Source organism: Nocardia asteroides (genome assembly GCA_019930625.1).
In the GTDB taxonomy this organism is placed as follows: Bacteria; Actinomycetota; Actinomycetes; order Mycobacteriales; family Mycobacteriaceae; genus Nocardia; species Nocardia sputi.
Map to the genome: position 1 here is coordinate 4,377,728 of CP082844.1, position 17,105 is coordinate 4,394,832.

20 protein-coding genes and 1 pseudogene are annotated in these 17,105 nt (G+C 65.5%); 15 read left to right on the top strand and 6 right to left on the bottom strand.

All coding sequences use genetic code 11. The features are described 5' to 3' along the window. Nucleotides 1–134: 134 nt before the first annotated feature. A complete protein-coding gene (locus K8O92_20225) occupies nucleotides 135–461 on the bottom strand; it encodes a hypothetical protein (protein UAK30264.1) in 327 nt (108 codons plus the stop codon). A 525-nt stretch (nucleotides 462–986) separates the two neighbouring features. Further along, the gene (locus K8O92_20230) at nucleotides 987–1,523 is read right to left on the bottom strand and encodes a hypothetical protein (protein ID UAK30265.1); all 537 of its coding nucleotides are present in this window, start codon (nucleotides 1,521–1,523) and stop codon (nucleotides 987–989) included. Nucleotides 1,524–1,807: 284 nt separating this feature from the next. Here K8O92_20230 and K8O92_20235 point away from each other — a divergent pair, with 284 nt between their 5' ends. Further along, the gene (locus K8O92_20235; protein UAK30266.1) at nucleotides 1,808–2,008 is read left to right on the top strand and encodes a hypothetical protein; all 201 of its coding nucleotides are present in this window, start codon (nucleotides 1,808–1,810) and stop codon (nucleotides 2,006–2,008) included. 463 nt (nucleotides 2,009–2,471) lie between these two features. Here K8O92_20235 and K8O92_20240 read toward each other — a convergent pair whose 3' ends face one another. Then, nucleotides 2,472–2,759: a hypothetical protein gene (locus K8O92_20240; GenBank protein ID UAK30267.1), complete on the bottom strand. Its 288-nt coding sequence runs from the start codon at nucleotides 2,757–2,759 to the stop codon at nucleotides 2,472–2,474. A gap of 544 nt (nucleotides 2,760–3,303) precedes the next feature. Here K8O92_20240 and K8O92_20245 point away from each other — a divergent pair. The 13 genes and pseudogenes from K8O92_20245 (at nucleotide 3,304) to K8O92_20305 (ending at nucleotide 12,701) form a co-directional block, all read left to right on the top strand. Further along, nucleotides 3,304–4,053, top strand: coding sequence for an alpha/beta fold hydrolase (locus tag K8O92_20245; GenBank protein UAK35833.1), 750 nt, complete (start codon nucleotides 3,304–3,306; stop codon nucleotides 4,051–4,053). 310 nt (nucleotides 4,054–4,363) lie between these two features. Next, nucleotides 4,364–4,591 carry a DUF1330 domain-containing protein gene (locus tag K8O92_20250; protein ID UAK30268.1) on the top strand — a complete coding sequence of 76 codons (228 nt, stop codon included), beginning with the start codon at nucleotides 4,364–4,366 and terminating at the stop codon, nucleotides 4,589–4,591. Continuing rightward, nucleotides 4,545–5,771, top strand: a complete 1,227-nt coding sequence (istA, locus tag K8O92_20255) for an IS21 family transposase (protein UAK30269.1) — start codon at nucleotides 4,545–4,547, stop codon at nucleotides 5,769–5,771. The genes K8O92_20250 and istA overlap by 47 nt, the downstream gene beginning before the upstream one ends. Then, entirely contained in the window at nucleotides 5,771–6,559 is a 789-nt protein-coding gene (gene istB / locus K8O92_20260) for an IS21-like element helper ATPase IstB (GenBank protein ID UAK30270.1), read from the top strand. Before istA ends, istB begins: the two co-directional genes overlap by 1 nt. An 11-nt stretch (nucleotides 6,560–6,570) precedes the next feature. Further along, nucleotides 6,571–6,765 (top strand): DUF1330 domain-containing protein, encoded by a 195-nt coding sequence (locus tag K8O92_20265; GenBank protein ID UAK30271.1) that lies wholly within the window; start codon nucleotides 6,571–6,573, stop codon nucleotides 6,763–6,765. 268 nt (nucleotides 6,766–7,033) lie between these two features. After that, nucleotides 7,034–7,795: an SAM-dependent methyltransferase gene (locus tag K8O92_20270; GenBank protein ID UAK35834.1), complete on the top strand. Its 762-nt coding sequence runs from the start codon at nucleotides 7,034–7,036 to the stop codon at nucleotides 7,793–7,795. A gap of 245 nt (nucleotides 7,796–8,040) precedes the next feature. After that, the gene (locus K8O92_20275; GenBank protein ID UAK30272.1) at nucleotides 8,041–8,982 is read left to right on the top strand and encodes a hypothetical protein; all 942 of its coding nucleotides are present in this window, start codon (nucleotides 8,041–8,043) and stop codon (nucleotides 8,980–8,982) included. Next, entirely contained in the window at nucleotides 8,979–9,182 is a 204-nt protein-coding gene (locus K8O92_20280; protein ID UAK30273.1) for a hypothetical protein, read from the top strand. The genes K8O92_20275 and K8O92_20280 overlap by 4 nt, the downstream gene beginning before the upstream one ends. Nucleotides 9,183–9,658: 476 nt before the next feature. Further along, nucleotides 9,659–10,603 (top strand): hypothetical protein, encoded by a 945-nt coding sequence (locus K8O92_20285; protein ID UAK30274.1) that lies wholly within the window; start codon nucleotides 9,659–9,661, stop codon nucleotides 10,601–10,603. Next, complete coding sequence (locus K8O92_20290) at nucleotides 10,600–10,803, top strand: hypothetical protein (protein ID UAK30275.1); 204 nt, start codon at nucleotides 10,600–10,602, stop codon at nucleotides 10,801–10,803. The genes K8O92_20285 and K8O92_20290 overlap by 4 nt, the downstream gene beginning before the upstream one ends. A 266-nt stretch (nucleotides 10,804–11,069) precedes the next feature. Next, a complete protein-coding gene (locus K8O92_20295) occupies nucleotides 11,070–11,630 on the top strand; it encodes a recombinase family protein (protein UAK30276.1) in 561 nt (186 codons plus the stop codon). A gap of 216 nt (nucleotides 11,631–11,846) precedes the next feature. Beyond that, complete coding sequence (locus K8O92_20300) at nucleotides 11,847–12,353, top strand: hypothetical protein (GenBank protein UAK30277.1); 507 nt, start codon at nucleotides 11,847–11,849, stop codon at nucleotides 12,351–12,353. Nucleotides 12,354–12,365: 12 nt separating this feature from the next. After that, nucleotides 12,366–12,701 (top strand): annotated as a pseudogene (locus K8O92_20305) (GNAT family N-acetyltransferase). A gap of 204 nt (nucleotides 12,702–12,905) precedes the next feature. Here the strand turns inward: K8O92_20305 and K8O92_20310 are convergent. From K8O92_20310 to K8O92_20320, 3 genes are read right to left on the bottom strand one after another with little or no spacing between them, the layout of a single operon-like run. After that, nucleotides 12,906–14,144, bottom strand: a complete 1,239-nt coding sequence (locus tag K8O92_20310; GenBank protein ID UAK30278.1) for a sigma-70 family RNA polymerase sigma factor — start codon at nucleotides 14,142–14,144, stop codon at nucleotides 12,906–12,908. After that, nucleotides 14,141–14,482 (bottom strand): YciI family protein, encoded by a 342-nt coding sequence (locus tag K8O92_20315; GenBank protein ID UAK30279.1) that lies wholly within the window; start codon nucleotides 14,480–14,482, stop codon nucleotides 14,141–14,143. Before K8O92_20315 ends, K8O92_20310 begins: the two co-directional genes overlap by 4 nt. 53 nt (nucleotides 14,483–14,535) lie before the next feature. Next, nucleotides 14,536–15,153 carry a dihydrofolate reductase family protein gene (locus K8O92_20320; protein ID UAK35835.1) on the bottom strand — a complete coding sequence of 206 codons (618 nt, stop codon included), beginning with the start codon at nucleotides 15,151–15,153 and terminating at the stop codon, nucleotides 14,536–14,538. A gap of 886 nt (nucleotides 15,154–16,039) precedes the next feature. Between K8O92_20320 and K8O92_20325 the strand changes: the two genes are divergently transcribed. Next, entirely contained in the window at nucleotides 16,040–16,879 is an 840-nt protein-coding gene (locus K8O92_20325; protein ID UAK35836.1) for an alpha/beta fold hydrolase, read from the top strand. Nucleotides 16,880–17,105: the final 226 nt, after the last annotated feature.

Below are 17,105 nucleotides of genomic sequence, written 5' to 3' on the forward strand. Positions count from 1 at the left end.
CCCTGCGGAATACCGGCATTGATCGCCGGTGTCTGTCGTGCTGCTGTGCCTGTGCCCTGGCTGCCCAGGCCTGGTTACAGGTGTAAGTGGGTACGCGACCACGGTGGGTTCTCGCCGTCGCCTGGTTGTGAGGTTCAGTGCGCGACTTCGTGGACGACGGCTTCGGCGCGTACGTGCAGGACCTCCTGCAGAACCATCCTCGACATCGCCATGTTCGACAGGTGTCCCTGCAAAGTGATCACCACGTGCGCTGCGGCGCGGCGGCATTCCTGGATCAGATCGGCGAACGCCGGTGGAAGCAATCCGCCCTGCGGCGGCGGTTCGTGGAACACGGCGGCCAGCTCGTAGCCCAGCGACCTGGCGGCGGCGCGCAACGTGTCCTCACCAAGGTCGCGGTCGCGGTCGACGATCAGGTCGTCGCGTAGATACCCGTAGGCAAGGGGGAGCAGTGCAGTCATCATAGGAACCAGTTCTGCATCGACGACCACCGGAAGGCACCCGCCTCCACCGGCCGAATGGATATGTTCGCCGCAGCCTCGCCCGCAAAGCCGGGGCCCGGCACCCGGGACACCACGTATCCGATCGACGACCGCGACCCGCTGGGCGTCGTTGCCCGATCGGCTCCACTGCGCTGTGCACCACAGGGTCGCTATCGTCCCCGACGGGCATCGACCACCCGATGGAATCCTGCCCACCGGCACCCGTACCCGCCGACACCTCCAACCGTCCTCGCATAGGTAGACAACCCACATCCGAAACTCTCAGACCACTACCTACCGGCAACTGCCGCAACACGGACACCCGTCGAACGTGCGTGCGAAGACTGCCCGTCCGGGTGCTCCTCACACATCGGGTTGCCGCGATGCCGGCGAACTGGCCTGGCAGGTAAGTGATGACGCCGTCCCCGATTCAATGGTGACGGCATCACCAACGTGGGAGCGAATGTGGCCTCGAGCTGGAGTGCTGACGCCGCGGCCACAATCCTGTTACGTCCTGTCGTGGAATGTATCGACGTGTTGTGAACCTGCAGGTGTCACCGACAGGTCGCTGACCAGGGCTTTTCCGGGCGGCCGGGCGGAGGGATCGACACCCCGCTCGGCCGCAGGGAACGCCGCCCAGGTCATCAGTCCTTCAACTGGCAGGTCCCCTTCCACTACTACGACACCGACGGCACCCGCCGGCAGTCCTCGCAATCCTTCGATGACTACGCCAAGGCCCAGTGGTGGCCGGGCCTGATCGACCGTGTCGGGATCGATGAGGCGCTGAAGGTCGTCGAGACCGAACAGGAAGCCGAGTTCGGCACGGTGCTGCTGGTCGAGTGGCTGACCAAGTACGTCAACAGTCTGACCGGTGTCCAGGACGACGGCCGCCGCAGGTACCTGGCCTACATCCGCAACGACATCATCCCGTTCTTCGGTGAGCGCGCACCGTTGGACGCGGTCACTCAGGACACCGATGCCGCCTGGATCGTCTATCTGCAGCAGGACAAGGGCAACGCACCCAAAACAATCTCCGACAAGCACGCCATCCTCAGCGCCGCGCTACGCGCCGCGGTCGAACAACGACCCGTACCGCTGCTGCCCTACAACCCCTGCGCGGGGATGCGGCTTCGCGCTACGACTGGGCGGAGATCGACATCTTCGACAACGACGAATGGGAACTGTTCGAGCAGCTGCTGCTGGCGCGCAGAGACCTCCGGCTCCTGCGTAACAAAGCACTATGGCGTGGCGCCGACCCCGACGACCTGCTGGCCGGGTACGGCCCCGCGATCCGTACGCTCAGCGGCAACGTTCTGACCCCGTACACTTTGCGCCACACCGGCATCTCGTGGAAATTGCAGGACGGTGTCCCGATCTTCGTCGTGTCCCGCGACGCCGGGCACGAATCGGTCAATACGACCGACCGCTACTACGGTCACAACGATCGCAAGGCCAGTGAGTCAGCCGCCCAGGTCATCGCGGGCCGACTGCCCAGAGTGCGCACCAGCATGCTCAGGATCGCCGCCTGAGCGGCGCCGACGTCAAACCTTCTGGCGCCACAGCGGATTTCTCAGATGCCATGCACGCGGGATAGATTCGAGTCGTCAACTGTTTGAGCGATCGGACGGTAGGCGCGAATACCCCTGAACGAGCCCCGAACCGCCGCAGACCGGTTCGGGGCTCATTCGGATTCTGCAGCCCTGATCGGTAGTCGCCTGGTCGGGTAATCGCTCGATAACGGCTGACTGGTGACTTTTGGTGGAATCGTTCGAGGCCCGACCCCCGGACACGCCGAAAGGTGGGGCCCTACCCGAAGACCGAGTGAGTTCTTCTGCCACAGCCACAAAGACTGCACCCCGGACCCACTCGTCACCCGGATACGGTGGCGGTACCGCGACCGACCAGGCATTGGCGATGGCCCCGGAACTCGCTCAGGCGGGTGTTCCGGGGCCGTTCGACTGTAGTGGTGCTGCAGTCGCGGCTCGAAGGCGGTTATCGGGTTGTGGGGTGCGGGGGGACGAGGGTGATGCCCAGGTCGACGGTGCTGCCGCCGTCGGCGAGATGCTGGGTGACGACTCCAGATGGGGTCCTCTCCGCGCCGGATCGCCGGGTGTGCAGGGACACGTGGGGAGGTTGGGAGCGCGGGCCGGAGACGACCAGCACCCACAGCGGGATGTCGTCGAGGTGGGTGGGGTCCTGGCCGTTGCGGGCGTGTCCGATGCGGTCGACGATTTCTTGCTGGCCGGCGACGAGTCCGCGCCGTTTGAGCCGCTGTGCCATTTCGCGTTCGGTGGCGCCGGTCGCGGCGACCAGATCCTCCCAGATCGCCCGCCCACTCCGATCACCGCGCCGGAGGCGAAGACCAGCAGCAGCGCGTCGCGCCGTGCCACGGCCATCGATCCTGTCGGCTCCTCGACTACCTCGCTCACACGCCGAGACGGTACGGATCTGAAGCGGCCTCACCGCCCCCGGCCCGGGGGCGGTCAGGATCCGCCGACACCAGAATCCAGACAACTCGGGGTCGACGTGGTCGATGTGTATCCACGTTCAGTCGGGCGGGCGCGCCCCGCCGCACACGACTACATCGCCGGGTATCTCGGTACACACCAACCTTCCGGCCTCGCCTCGAACCAGCTGTTCCAACGACCGTCTCATTACCAGGGTTTCGAGACGCCGCCGGGTATCGGTCGCTGTGAGCGCGCGACACCGTGTGTCAGGTGGCGTGTCAGACCGATGTCAGGCCGATGTCAGCCGGTCCGGCGACTGTATTCCCATGAGCAACGCAGCGACCAGCAGCAACACGACCGAATCGACGTGGACCGGCATGGTGCCGGTCGAGGACACTGCACTGGCGGTGACCGACTCCGGTGGCTCCGGCCGGCCGGTCGTCTACCTCAACGGCGCCTACGCCGACCAGTCGCACTGGAAGAAAGTGATCGCCGAACTCGGCCCCGGCTACCGACACATCACCTTCGACGAGCGGGCCCGCGGCAAATCGAAGCAATCCGCGGATTACTCCTTCGAGGCATGCCTGCGAGACATCGATGCCGTGCTCGCGGCCCGGGGTGTGCAGCAGCCGATCATCCTGGTGGGCTGGTCCTACGGCGGGGTGCTGAGCTGGCACTGGGCCGACCGGAACCCCGGCCGCGTCCTGGGAGTGGTGACCGTGGACGCCTTCCCGTACGGCCTGACCGGCGAGGAAGGCGCCGAGCGGATCCGCAAACTGTTCCACAAGATGCGATTCCTGCTGCCACTGGCGCGCCCGTTCGGTATGGCCGCGCGGATGAGCGCCGCCCAGCATGCCGAGTCCAATATCGAACTCAACGAGATCGCCGCCGCCAGCGTGCCCGTCCTCGAACGCGCGGCCCGCCCGGTGCGGTTCGTTCTGGCCACCGGACAAAGCCTCGGTAGCGAGAAGGACGAGATGGAACAGGGCCGGGCCATACTCGACCCGGTCATCGCGCACAACCCGAACGTCACGATCAGCGCGAAAGTCGCCAGTAACCACTCCAAGATCCTGCGCAAGGATTCCCCCGCGGTCGCCGATGCTGTCCGTGAGACCGCAGCGGTCTGACCGTCATCCGCTCGACGGGCATCCGCGGAACTGCGAATGCCCGTCGAGCCGGCGCAGCGCGTGGAGCAGGCATCCGAGGTGCTGAGCCGGCACTGGGCCGACCCGTGCCCAACAATTGATCATTTTATGGACAACGGGGGGAAGTCGCAGCCATGGCGACGACACGACGAGCTGTTTCGCCGCCGAGCTGGTGCTATCCGGCGGCGGACACTCGCTCGGACACCGCAGCGCGCCGCTTGGGGGCCCGGTACGCGCGAGCCACGCACGCAGGGAGCCGTCGGCCGCCGCATGCCGCGCGACCTACGCCCCGGTGGCCCAAAAGTCGATCCTCAGCTATGGCGGCCGCTATCTGGTCGCAGGCCCCACGCCCGAACCAGTGGAGGGAACCTGGGACTCACCTCGATTCCTGGTCATCGAGTTCTGTCAGCGCTCTTCGAAAATCCGGCCATCGGCGCTCTTTGAAAATCGGCCACCCATCCACGATCGGAAGGGTGATCTCAGTGCAGGAATGGGCGCAGATCAGGTATCTCCATGCTGAGGGCCTGTCGATGCGGGCGATCGCGGCCCGGTTGGGCATCTCGCGGGACACGGTCTCGAGGGCTATTGCGTCGGAGTCACCGCCGCGATATCAGCGTGTGTCGGGCCCCTCGGCGTTCGACGAGTTCGAGCCGCTGGTGCGGGAGTTGCTGGCGGAGTTCCCGGCGCTGCCGGCGTCGGTGGTCGCCGAGCGGGTGGGCTGGTCAGGGTCGCAGTCGTGGTTCCGTAAGAAAGTCGCGGTCCTGCGCCCGCAGTACGCACCGAAGGATCCGGCGGACCGGCTGGAGTATCGGCCCGGGGATCAGGCGCAGTGCGATCTGTGGTTCCCTCCGGCACCGATCCCTCTGGGTGCCGGTCAGGTCGGGACGCCCCCGGTGCTGGTGATGGTCGCTTCGTTCTCGAGGTTCATCACCGCGATGATGATTCCGACCCGGACTACCGCGGATCTGCTGGCTGGGATGTGGTCGCTGTTGTCGGGGCAGTTGGAGGTCCCGCGCAGGCTGTTGTGGGACAACGAATCAGGGATCGGCAAGGGTGGACACCTGGCAGCCGGGGTGGTGGCGTTCACCGGGATGCTGGCCACCCGGATCATCCAGTGCAAGCCGTTCGACCCCGAGTCCAAGGGCATCGTCGAACGCGTGAACGGCTATCTCGAGACCTCGTTCCTGCCCGGCCGGTCGTTCAGTTCACCAGCAGATTTCAACGCCCAGCTCGCCGAGTGGTTGCCGATCGCCAACGCTCGACACGTCCGGCGGATCGCGGGATCCCCAGCGGAGCTGGTCGGTGTCGACCGGGCCGCGATGACGGTGTTGCCGCCGATCGCCCCGGCGGTCGGGTTCACCAGCCGCGCGAGGCTGCCGCGCGACTACTACCTGCGTGTTTTGGGCAACGACTACTCGATCGACCCGACGGTGATCGGACGGTTGATCGATATCCATGCCGATCTGGATACCGTCACCGCCCGATGCGACGGGCTGCTGGTGGCCACCCACCGCAGAGCCTGGTCGAAAGCGGTCACCATCACCGACCCCGCCCATGTCCGCACCGCTGCGCAATTGCGGGAAGCATTCGGCCACAAACAATCCCGATCCAGTGGCGACGATGATGGCGGGCTGGTGCGTAACCTCGCGGACTACGACGCCTGTTTCGGCGTCGACTTCGGCAGCGAGGGAGTCGCGTGATGGCCGCACCCACCGACACCGCCAAGCAGATCGAGTACTACGCCAACGCGTTGAAGGCCCCCCGCATCCGCGACAGCGCCGCCCGCCTGGCCGACCAAGCCCGCGACGCCGGCTGGACGCATGAGGAATACCTCGCCGCGGTCCTGTCCCGTGAAGTGGCATCCCGAGAGTCCTCCGGCGCCGAGATCCGCATCCGCGCAGCAGGCTTCCCCGCCCGCAAAGCGATCGAGGAATTCAACTTCGACCACCAGCCCGCCCTCAAACGCGACGCTATCGCGCATCTGGGCACCGGCCAGTTCATCACCAAAGCCCAGAACGTGGTGCTGCTCGGGCCTCCGGGAACCGGCAAAACCCACCTGTCGATCGGACTGGGCATCGCCGCCGCTCACCACGGCCACCGCGTCCTGTTCGCCACCGCCGTCGAATGGGTCACCCGCCTACAAACCGCCCACCAGCACGGCCGCCTCGCCGCCGAACTAGCCAAACTCCGCCGCTACGGACTACTGATCATCGACGAGGTCGGCTACATCCCCTTCGAACAAGACGCAGCCAACCTGTTCTTCCAACTGGTCTCCAGCCGCTACGAACACGCCTCGCTGATCCTGACCTCGAACCTGCCGTTCTCCCGCTGGGGCGACGTATTCAGCGACCACGTCGTCGCCGCGGCCATGATCGACCGCATCGTCCACCACGCCGACGTCCTGACCCTCAAAGGCAACAGCTACCGACTCCGCAACACCGAAATCGACACACTCCCGTCCATGCGAACAGACAACACGGCAGACTAAACAACCACCAAGTGGCCGATCTTCGACGAGCGCCACCGGCCTACATTTCGAAGAGCGTCGACAAGTTCCCCGACATGGATCGGGTTCGGCAGTGGTACGACTCGCCGGAATACCGGCAAGCCCGTCAGATACGAGAAGGCAAAGTTCGGGTGCAGATGTTGTTCGCCGAGGGCGCGCCCCCCAAGGGCTTCTCTCTCCCAGCCTGATCGCGCCCACACGACCCTCAGCGATTACCTGCCCCTTTGACCGACAACCCGCGTGCGGCGGCGGTCGCGTGGGGTGTGCTGACGCCTTCGGGTGTCTGTCTCATGTTCGGAAGGTTGTGCGAGCATGCGTTTTTCATTCCTCGAACAAGTGGTTGAAGCTTGCGGTATACCTGCGGGGTACTGACCGAACTCGACCCCCCACGAGGAGAACCCTGCTGTGTCCGACGGCTTCATCGATCTGCGTGCCGATGTGGCGCACCCGGCCCGGATGTATGACTACTTTCTGGGCGGTAAAGATTTCTATGAGGCCGACCGAGCCGCCGCTGAGCAGGCACTGCGGGAGTTTCCGGCGGTTCGGTTGACGGCGCGCACCAACCGCGAGTTCATGCGCCACGTCACTGGCTTTCTCGTCGGGCAGGGGGTTCGCCAGTTTCTCGATATCGGCACCGGTATCCCCACCGAGCCCAACCTGCACCAGGTCGCCCAAGGCCTGGCACCGGAATCGCGGGTGGTGTATGTCGACAACGACCCGGTCGTGCTCGCGCATGCGAGGGCGCTGCTGGTGAGCACGCCCGAGGGCCGCACCGCCTACATCCAGGCCGATGCCGCAGACCCGGCGGCCATCCTCGCCGTGCCGCAACTGCAAGCGACGCTGGATTTGTCGCAACCGGTGGCGGTGTCGCTGATGGCCGTGCTGCACTTCGTGCCCGGCGATGTTTACGACGTCGTCAACACTCTGATGGCCTCGCTGGTGCCGGGTTCTTATCTGGCGATGTCGCATGTCACGACGGACTTCGACGCCGGGTCTGATGATCCCGAAGGAATGGCACGGCTGTTGCAGGTCTATGCCGATCGCGGGATTCCCGTGCGGCCGCGCACCCGGGGGGAAGTCGCACGATTCTTCCAGCATCTGGAACTGGTGGATCCCGGTGTCGAGGTGATCCACCGATGGCGCACCGGCGGCATCCAGCCTCCGCGAAGCCACGACAAGAAGGTATCGCTCTACGGCGCCGTCGGCCGCAAACCCTGATAGCGACGTCAACCCATTGCCCAGGGGCACTGGTAAGGGCTGGTGGACCGTCCCGGCACCCACACGCGCCGCCGAACTGACCCAGTCCGCCGCCGCGGTCCACATCGAGGGCGACCTCGTCATCGCCCACGGCCCGAGTGTCGGTGGGGGTAGGGGCTGAAGGTCACAGTCTGACGCCTGGCTGAAAGCCGCGGTGCCGTCACAGGTGGATGGGTTGCTGGGTTGGGGCAGTCCAGAATGGTGGAGTGGTTTTCTCCAGGAGGTGGGAGGAGTTCTTCCGTAGCTTCGTTCGGCGGGTGGGTTCTGTGGGCCCGGGCGTGGGGAAGGCTGCTTCGCAACCGTTGCGCGACACCAGCAACGGCCTCGAGGAGGGGGTCGGAGACGAAGTTCGTCTCGATGCCGAGCTCGGTCGCGCGATTCGCTGGGATGGTGACGGTGTCGGGTCTGGGGACAGCGGGCCGGTGGCTTCGCCGGGCAGGGTTGTGGCCGACCTGTCGCATATGCCGCATCTCGGTGATCTTTTCGACGCCGCGAAAAGGGGAGAAGTGGGCGAGCGCGAGCTGACGTCGGCATTGAAAGGGCTGGAACGTCAGTACGGGCCCTACCACGTCAGGAACGTGGGCGCTTTCTTCGAGAGGGGGTCGACGCAGTTCGGGCAGACCTATCCGGCAACGGTTACCATGAGCGCCGAAATCCGCGATAGCTCCGGCGCGGATGCGGGTCTGTTGATGTATGAATTCTGGCGTGACAGCGATGGTCTACTGGTTGCCAATAACGAAGTCACAGTACTCGCAGACGGATTCCGTGGGAAAGGCTTCTCCACCGCGTTCTCTTCAGCTATCGAAAACTACTTCCGGCGGTCAGGAGTACATCGGATCGAGTTGCAGGCGTCCCGGGAGGACGGTGGATATCATTGGGCGAAAGCGGGTTACGACTGGAATCCCGACCCCGTCATGTTGCAGAGATCAGTAAATCTGATTTCCAATCGCATCGACACGGTCATCGACGACGGATTGGTTCCATCCGGCAACGATGTTGCTAGGCTCATGGAGATGAAGTCGCGGTTCGACGGGCCGGTTTCCGGGTATCCGTCCCCCCTGGAGCTGGCCCTGCTCGAGGGGGACGACCCGAAGCTCGGTGAGACACTGATGCGAGGATCGATATGGTTCGGGATGAAGAAACTGTGAACATCTCCCCTGAGGAACGTGAGTTCATTCGGCAGCGCAGCAAGGCCACCTCCGCCCACTTCATGCAGTTCGTCACCGAACGCGGCCTGGACATGGACGTCGACACCTGGCGCGACGCCGACCGGCAAGAATTCGACCGGCAATCACGCGAGTTGATCGAGGAGTGGAAGGCCCGCGCCCGGGAAATCTTCGGTATCTGACTCCGAATCGACGGGTGAGAACTGCAATCGGATGAAGCCTGTCTGCTACCGAAGGCCGACCGATTTCCGATGCTCGAACTCCGGCTGAGTCCGCCCGCGAGGCGGGAGCGTACCTGCCATCGAGCGAGCAAGCCGCCCACGGGCCTGGCACTGTGGTGAACCCCCACTTCCGCTCGGTAGTGCCGATCGTCGGCGCGTGAATGCGCCCCCAGGGTTGAGAACAGACCGACCGGCAGGCATGTTTGTACTCTGTCCAGGTACGTGGCTAATCCTGTGATCGGTCGTACTGTGCGTGGAAAAGCGATGAGGAAGAGCGTGGGCGGAGCCCGACGGGCTCCACTCCGATCCGCGCTGACAGTCGTTCCGGAAGTGCCTGGGGTGGCGCGGTGCCGAGGCAGCTGCGGTGCAGCACCCCGCCGGTGTCTCGACAGATTCACGATCAAGACCTGTGCAGGCGATGATCGAGGTTGCCCGTCATGAAGAGCAGCCCTGCTATCGAACTGCTCGACAGACTTCGGCAGCACCTGAGCAATCTGGCAGCCCGGGAGGCTGGCGGTCTCAGCGACAGATTGCATGGCTTCTCCCATGGGACCACCGCCGTGGTGCATGGCGCTCGGGGCGGCGACGAGCACGGTGGGCACGAGATCTCGGCCGCGCTGGGTGACCGGGACCAGAGATTTCACGGCGCTGCCCCCGCGCCCCTTGCGTCCTCGCCGATGGACCGCTTCACCGACTTGTCGCACATGCCACCCTTGGGCGAGCTGGTCGACAAAGCACACACCGGCGCGGCCGACGACCTCGAGCTGACCAACGCGTTCAAAGGGCTCGAACGTCGGTACGGCCTCTACCGAGTCGAAGACGTCCGGGCCTGGTGCGAGGAGAGCTGGACCGGAGACGGGACGAGACATCTGTTCCTCGAGGCGACTATCCGCGACGGTGATGGCGCTGAGGTAGGCACGCTGCTGCGGAACTTCGAACGTGATAGTGAAGGCAAACTGGTAGTCATCAACGAGATCATGAGGCTCGAAGAGGACTTCAGGGGGAAGGGTTTCTCTACGGCGTTTTCCGCATCGATCGAGAACTACTACCGGCGATCAGGAGTAGACCGCATCGAGCTGAGGGCAGAGGACGACGACGGCGGGTATGTATGGGCGAAGGCTGGCTACGACTGGGATCCCGATCCACATAAACTCGGCAAGTCCGTCGGTTACATCCAGCAACGGATCGACGACATCATCGCTGACGGCTTGGTACCCTCGGATTCCGATGTCGCCATGCTCGAGGAAATCAAACAGAGATTTCAGGGACCGGTTACCGGGTTCCCGTCGCCGCAAGAGCTGGCCCTGCTCGAGGGGGACGACCCGAAGCTCGGAGAGACACTGATGCGAGGATCGATATGGTTCGGGATGAAGAAACTGTGAACATCCCCCCTGAGGAACGTGAGTTCATTCGGCAGCGCAGCAAGGCCACCTCCGCCCACTTCATGCAGTTCGTCACCGAACGCGGCCTGGACATGGACGTCGACACCTGGCCCGAGACCGACCGGCAAGAATTCGACCGGCAATCACGCGAGTTGATCGAGGAATGGAAAACTCGCGCCCGCGAAATCTTTGGAGCCTAGGACGGATCACCCCGAAGGCGTCAGCTCCCCCTCCCGCAGGGCCACAGCCGCCACATCACCCCGACCCGCCTCGCCGGTTCAGATCCACGGCTGCTTTGGCGCTCAGGGGAATCGCCTTACGGGGCGTGTGTTTGGGGTACACCCCAACACCACGTCCGTGACCGGGCCGAAAAGCGTCAGAATGGAGTGCAAGTTCGCATTTTCTGACGGATGTCCAGCAGGCTCATAAACTCCATCCCGACAATGTAGGTCGTGGAGGGAGAGTTATGCGGGTCGGCTATGTCAGGGTGAGCGCCCTCGATCAGAACACGGTGCGGCAGCTGGAGGGGATCGAGGTGGAGCGCACCTTCATCGACAAGGTTTCCGGTAAGGACACTGCACGTCCGCAGCTGGGGGAGTTGCTGGAGTTCGTGCGCGACGGTGACACGGTGATCGTGCACTCCATGGATCGGCTGGCCCGTAACCTCGATGACCTACGCCGGTTGGTGCGTACCCTGACCAGTAAGGGTGTGCGGGTGGAGTTCGTGAAGGAGTCGCTGAGCTTCACCGGGGAGGACTCACCCATGGCGCATCTGCTGCTGAGTGTGATGGGTGCCTTCGCCGAGTTCGAACGCGCCCTGATCCTGGAACGCCAGCGCGAGGGTATCGCGGCGGCCAAGGCCCGCGGCGTCTACACCGGCCGCAAGCCCGCCCTCACCCCCGAGCAGGCCGCCCAGTTGCGTGCCCGGGCGGCCGGAGGGGAGTCGAAAGCGGCGCTGGCCAGGCAGTTCGGTGTCAGCCGCGAAACTGTCTACGCCTACTTGCGGGCCGATACCGCTACGGCCTGAGCTGCGACGTTCTCGGTTTCGGACACGAAACCGAGAGCCTGCCACTGCGGGCGGGAATGTCAAGAGCCCTGCACGATGCATCGATGCTGTTCCCGGTCGCTGCAGACAGTTCTGCTTCTGCTTGGCGTAACGGTCAGCGGATGCCGGTCGAGGGCGATTGCGTTTGTGTGGCTCGTTTGAGCGGATGGTCGGGTGGCCGCATAGCATGGGGGCAAGATGCTGGGGACGGAGATGATACGGGCCCTCCTACACGCGACCGAACGGTTGGACTTGCAAGCCTCACGGGTGGCGGGGCATCTCGCCGACACCGTCGGCGGCGACCGCATCGGTGCCAAAGCCGTCGAGGCCACCGCCCGAGCATACGCTGCCACCGATCGAGCGAACGCCGCACAACTGGAACGTTCGACCGGCTCGAGTGGCCCGCCGGGCAAGGAGGTCGCGAAGGAATTCGCACCCCCTGAAGGCCGGCGAGGCTACAGCGCTGAAACCCAACGCGGTGAACAAGGTCAAGAGGTGCTCGGCAACCCTCGCGCCGGTAACCCCGTGCCTCAGAACCCGCACCTCGAGCGTTTGCAAGCGCTGGCAGAGGCACAGGGTGTCAAACTCGCCGCGACCGAAGTCCGGCGACTAGTTCCTGACGATTGGCCGGTGAACCAATACTTGGCGATCCGAAACGCCGGTCGGGACCCCCTCGACATCTCCGCCACCTTGGCCAAGGTATAACGCCAAACCGAGCAGGATTACCGCCAGCATTTCGACGAAACGGAGACGTTCGCCGCCTTCTACGGGGAACTGCCTGTCGGTCGGGTCCGGTTGCTCCCGGGATCCGATCCCCACGTGCTGACCCTGGCGGCGATGATCGTCGATCCGGTCGCGCGGGGTACCGGTACCGGGGACCGTCTGGTGCAGATCGCGCTCGACTGGGCCCGTGCACACGACTGCCGGGCGGTCGAGCTCTGGGTACGTAGCAACAACGAGTCTGCCAATAACCTCTACCTGCGCAATGGATTCCGCCCCACGGGCGATACGAAGCCTTCGGGTTCGAAGCCGCGCCACCGAGCATCGAGATGACACACGACCTTTCCTGAACCTTGGGTACAAGCCTCGGCCGAACAACTCGGGGTGCCGGTAATTGGCGGAAACCGAAATCTGCTCGCCCACCAGGGGTTCCAGTAGTAAGCGCGCGGAAACAACGACAATGGGCCCGAAATTCGGCCGATACTACGGCGACCCTCTCAACCACAAAGTCGTCCTTGCAAGATCGATCCCTGGGCGCTATCGCAGCTGATCGCGACGGCGGATCAGGTAGGTGGTCTCGGCGGTGTTGCCCGCCAGCTCGATGGCAGTGTCGTAGGCCGCGCGCGACTCTTGGCTGCGGCCCATCCGGCGCAGCAGGTCGGCGCGGGTCACATGGTAGGCGTGATAGCCGGCCAACGTGGCTTCGAGACGGTCGACGGCGGCCAGTGCCACCTGTGGGCCGTCGACTTCGGCAACCGCGATGGCTCGGTTGAGGGTGATTATCGGCGAGGGGTCCAGGCGGGCGAGCTGGTCGTAGAGTGCGAGAACCTGTGACCAGTCGGTGTCGCGGATGTCGCGAGCGGAGGTGTGCACGGCGTTGATCGCCGCGAGAATCTGGTAGCGACCCGCAGCCACCCCGGCGGCGGCAGCGGCGAGGCGCTCGCGCACCAGCCGATGGCCCTCGGCGATCAGCGCCGCGTCCCAGGCCCCACGGTCCTGCTCGGCCAGAGCGACCAGTTCGCCGCTGGCCGAAATTCGGGCGGGGCGGCGGGCTTCGATGAGCAGCATCAGCGCCAGCAGCCCGGCCACCTCGCCGTCGTCCGGCAGGAGAGCACGGATCAGACGGGTGAGCCGGATCGCCTCGGCGGTCAGGTCGTGACGTATCGGGTCGGTGTCGGGGCCGGTCGCCAGGTAGCCCTCGTTGAACACGAGAAACAGGACGGCGAGTACGCCGGAGACCCGAGCCGGGAGATCCTCGGCGGCAGGCATCCGATAAGGGATGCGAGCCGCCTTTATCTTGGCTTTCGCGCGGGTGATCCGCCGCTCCAAGGTCGACTCCCGCACCAGGAAGGCACGGGCGATCTCGGGCACGGTCAGCCCGCCGAGCATGCGCAGTGTCAACGCCACGCGGGCTTGCATCGCCAGCGCCGGGTGACAGCAGGTGAAGATCAGCCGGAGCCGGTCGTCATCGATCGCGCCCAAAGCCTCGGGCGGGTCGTCGTGCACCATCCGAGCCTGCTTGTGTTTGTCGTCTCGCTTGTTCTCGCGCCGGATCCGGTCGATGGCCTTGCGGTTGGCGGTGGTGGTCAGCCAGGCGCCGGGGCTCGGGGGAACGCCATCGGCCGGCCACCGCTCGACGGCGGTCGCAAACGCCTCCGCCGCTGCCTCCTCGGCGAGGTCGAGATCACCGAAACGCCTGGTCAGGGCAGCCACCACCCGCGCCCACTCCTCGTGGTGGGCACGGATGACCGCCTCGCGAACCTCGACCCCGCTCACCCGAACGGCCGCACCTCGACCCTGCGATTGCACTGCCTCGACCCGTCGGCGGCGAGCTCGAGCGCAACGTCGAGGTCGGGGGCCTCGATGACCCAAAAGCCGGCCAGATACTCCTTGGACTCCAGAAAGGGCCCGTCGGTGAACAACGCTCGCTCACTCCGGTTGTCGATGACGGTGGCCGAGTCGGGCGAGGCGAGGCCGCCGCCGAAGACCCAGTGGCCCCCGGCCTGGAGCCGGTCGTTGAACGCGTCGATCGCCGCGTGGCGGTCCTGTTCCTCGGTTTCGTCCGGAGTGGCCGAGTTGGTCTCGTCATCGATCACGGAAATCAGGTACTGCATCTGAAGATCATCTCCTTCGGTGTCAAGACAGTGTGGGTGTACCGGTCAGTGCTTCAGGCGGTTTTGTACCGCGGGCGCCCGGCCGGCCGGTAGACCTGAATCGTCACGCCTTTCGAGTCGACTCGCGATTCGACCACGTCGAGTGCAAGATCCGGGCCGTCATCCGGAAACAACCGCGCGCCCTGGCCGAGAACCACAGGAACGACAACCAGAGTCATCTCGTCGACCAGATCGTTCTCCAGCAGCCACCGGATCAGGGCGCCACTGCCATGCACCTGCAGCTCACCCCCCGGCTGGGCCTTCAGGTCCGCGATGGCGGCCGCAGGATCGCCAGACAGGACAGTGGTGCCCGACCACGCCGGATCGGTGAGTGTGGTCGACACCACGTACTTGGGCCGTGTGTCCAACGCCCGCCAGACGGGCTCCCAGCCAGGAACATCCTGGACCGTCAGGGACCCCCACGCGCGGGCGAACAGCTCATAGGTCCGCCGGCCGAACAGGAACGCGTCGGCACGCTGAAAGGTCTCGTTGAGGTACGTCACGGTCGCGTTGTCGCCCCACCCCCGGGCCCATCCGCCGCGCTCGAATCCGTTCCTGCGGTCGTCCGACGTGGCGCCGTTTCCCTGCATGACTCCATCGATGGTGACCTGGGTCATGGTCGTCAGCTTCATGATCGGTTCCTTTGCCTTGGCGCCGCCCCTGGTGGGCAGCCTTACCCCTGCAACGAACACCACCACCCCGATCCGACACCGCCTCCCCCGGATTTCTCGAAAACTTTCCGGGACGCATGTCGTCAGCGATCCGACACCACGACCGTGTCGCGGCGACCGCGCTCCACTTCCTCGCGCGCCCCAATCCCGACAAGCTCGTGGACCCCACCTCAGATGTGGGTTTCCCGTCCACCAGCCGGGCGCCCCCGAGCGGTGTCGTTGGGGGACTCGTCAGGAGCGGCAAACGAAGGCTGACCGACCAGGTCACGGTGCCGGAAGGAATGTGGCTACCGGCGGCAGACGCTCCGGTTGGGTCGGTGTCAGGGCGGGGTGAGGCCTTCGTCGTGTTCGTCGGCGCCGGAGTCCACGCGCTGAGGCGGGCGCCGATGTCGTTCGCCGCTGCTGAGGCGATCCTCAACGACGCCCCTGGTCAACCTCGGCGTCCAGCTAAGCCAAGCGTTGATCACGATGGGACCAGGCCAGGGTTCGGTTAGTCCGCCGGTGGGCAGCGTGCGGATCCGCTTGTCGTATTCGCTGCGGACGCGCGCGGAGTGATCGATACCCTGCGCCACCTCGCAGCCCGAACCGGAAGCTGGAAGGGGTGTCAGCGGCCACCGGGAGTTCCCAAGTACGGCCAGTTGCGACTCCCCGTGAGCGGCCAGTTATGGCGACATGGCATACCGCGAGCATTCAGCCGGGACAACCGCTGTTGTCGGGTTTGTGGCGATTGCGGGAGTGTGGACGCGATCTGGGCTGCACCGATGACTTTGGGCTGAGCCTGTCGTCGACACCTCTGGAGATACCGACAGATAGGAGTCCAGGCATGACGAGACCGTTCCGATTCGACATGACCACCGTACGGGCGAACGGTGTGGATCTCGGCATCGAGAGCTTCGGCCGCGAGGAGGATCCGCTGGTCCTGCTGGTCGGCGGCACGACGATGTTGTCCTGGCCCGACGCGCTGTGCGAGCGGCTCGCGTCGGGTGGGCGGCGCGTGGTCCGCTACGACCTGCGTGACTCCGGCGCGTCGACGACCCTCGACCCGGAGAATCCGGCGTACGACCTGCGGGATCTCGCCGCCGACGCGGCCGCGTTGGTCGGGGCGCTCGGCGCCGGGACCGCCCACCTCGGTGGGGTCGGTGTCGGGGGGATGGTCGCTCAGGTCGCCGCGCTGGATCACCCGGAGGTGTTCTCCGCACTGACTCTTGTCGGCACCCGGCCGGTAGCGCCGGGCCCGGTCGATGAGGACCTGCCCGACCACGACCCCGCGTTCATGGTTGCCCTGTTCTCCCACCCGATGCCGGACTGGACCGACCGGGATGCCGTCGCGGCGTTCGCCGCCGCGGCGGCCGAGTCGAAGGGCAACGATCCGCGGGAAGCGCGGGCGACGGCGGCCCGAATCTGGGACCGGACGCCGTCGAGTGATCCCGCGGTGCACCAGGCCAACCAGCTCGGGATGGTGTTCTCCCGCATCGACTGCGCCCCGCGCTGGCGGGAGCGGCTCGGTGAACTCGACGTGCCCACGCTCGTGGTGCACGGTCGCGCCGACCCGTTCTTCCCGGTCGGCAACGGCGAGGTTCTCGCCGCCGAGATCCCCGCGGCGCGACTGCTCGTCCTCGACGACATGGGTACTGCCCTTCGGCACGCCGCGGCCGACCAGGTCGCTGCCGCCATGCTCACCCTGTAACCGCCCGGCTGGGAGGCATCCTGAACCGGCGGCACGCACCATAATGCCGCTGATCACGCTGACCGAACCGGCCCGGCGCGACACCTCGGAAGATCAACGAGCAGTAGTGCGCGTCCGACGCTGGCCGATCGCACCATCATGCCGAGTACAGGGCCTCCGCAGGAGCGTGTACACGACCTCGACTGCACCGATGAATCCCAGGTGGCTCCCTCGTCGAAGCTTCTGG

Bases quoted from the DNA above. Each gene is read 5' to 3' on its own strand.
- K8O92_20245 (UAK35833.1), top strand. From the start codon at position 3,304: ATGGTGCCGGTCGAGGACACTGCACTGGCGGTGACCGACTCCGGTGGC.
- K8O92_20295 (UAK30276.1), top strand. From the start codon at position 11,070: ATGCGGGTCGGCTATGTCAGGGTGAGCGCCCTCGATCAGAACACGGTG.
- K8O92_20315 (UAK30279.1), bottom strand. From the start codon at position 14,482: ATGCAGTACCTGATTTCCGTGATCGATGACGAGACCAACTCGGCCACT.
- K8O92_20270 (UAK35834.1), top strand. From the start codon at position 7,034: ATGTATGACTACTTTCTGGGCGGTAAAGATTTCTATGAGGCCGACCGA.
- K8O92_20285 (UAK30274.1), top strand. From the start codon at position 9,659: ATGAAGAGCAGCCCTGCTATCGAACTGCTCGACAGACTTCGGCAGCAC.
- K8O92_20300 (UAK30277.1), top strand. From the start codon at position 11,847: ATGCTGGGGACGGAGATGATACGGGCCCTCCTACACGCGACCGAACGG.
- K8O92_20325 (UAK35836.1), top strand. From the start codon at position 16,040: ATGACCACCGTACGGGCGAACGGTGTGGATCTCGGCATCGAGAGCTTC.
- K8O92_20320 (UAK35835.1), bottom strand. From the start codon at position 15,153: ATGAAGCTGACGACCATGACCCAGGTCACCATCGATGGAGTCATGCAG.
- istB (UAK30270.1), top strand. From the start codon at position 5,771: ATGGCCGCACCCACCGACACCGCCAAGCAGATCGAGTACTACGCCAAC.
- K8O92_20240 (UAK30267.1), bottom strand. From the start codon at position 2,759: ATGGCACAGCGGCTCAAACGGCGCGGACTCGTCGCCGGCCAGCAAGAA.
- K8O92_20225 (UAK30264.1), bottom strand. From the start codon at position 461: ATGATGACTGCACTGCTCCCCCTTGCCTACGGGTATCTACGCGACGAC.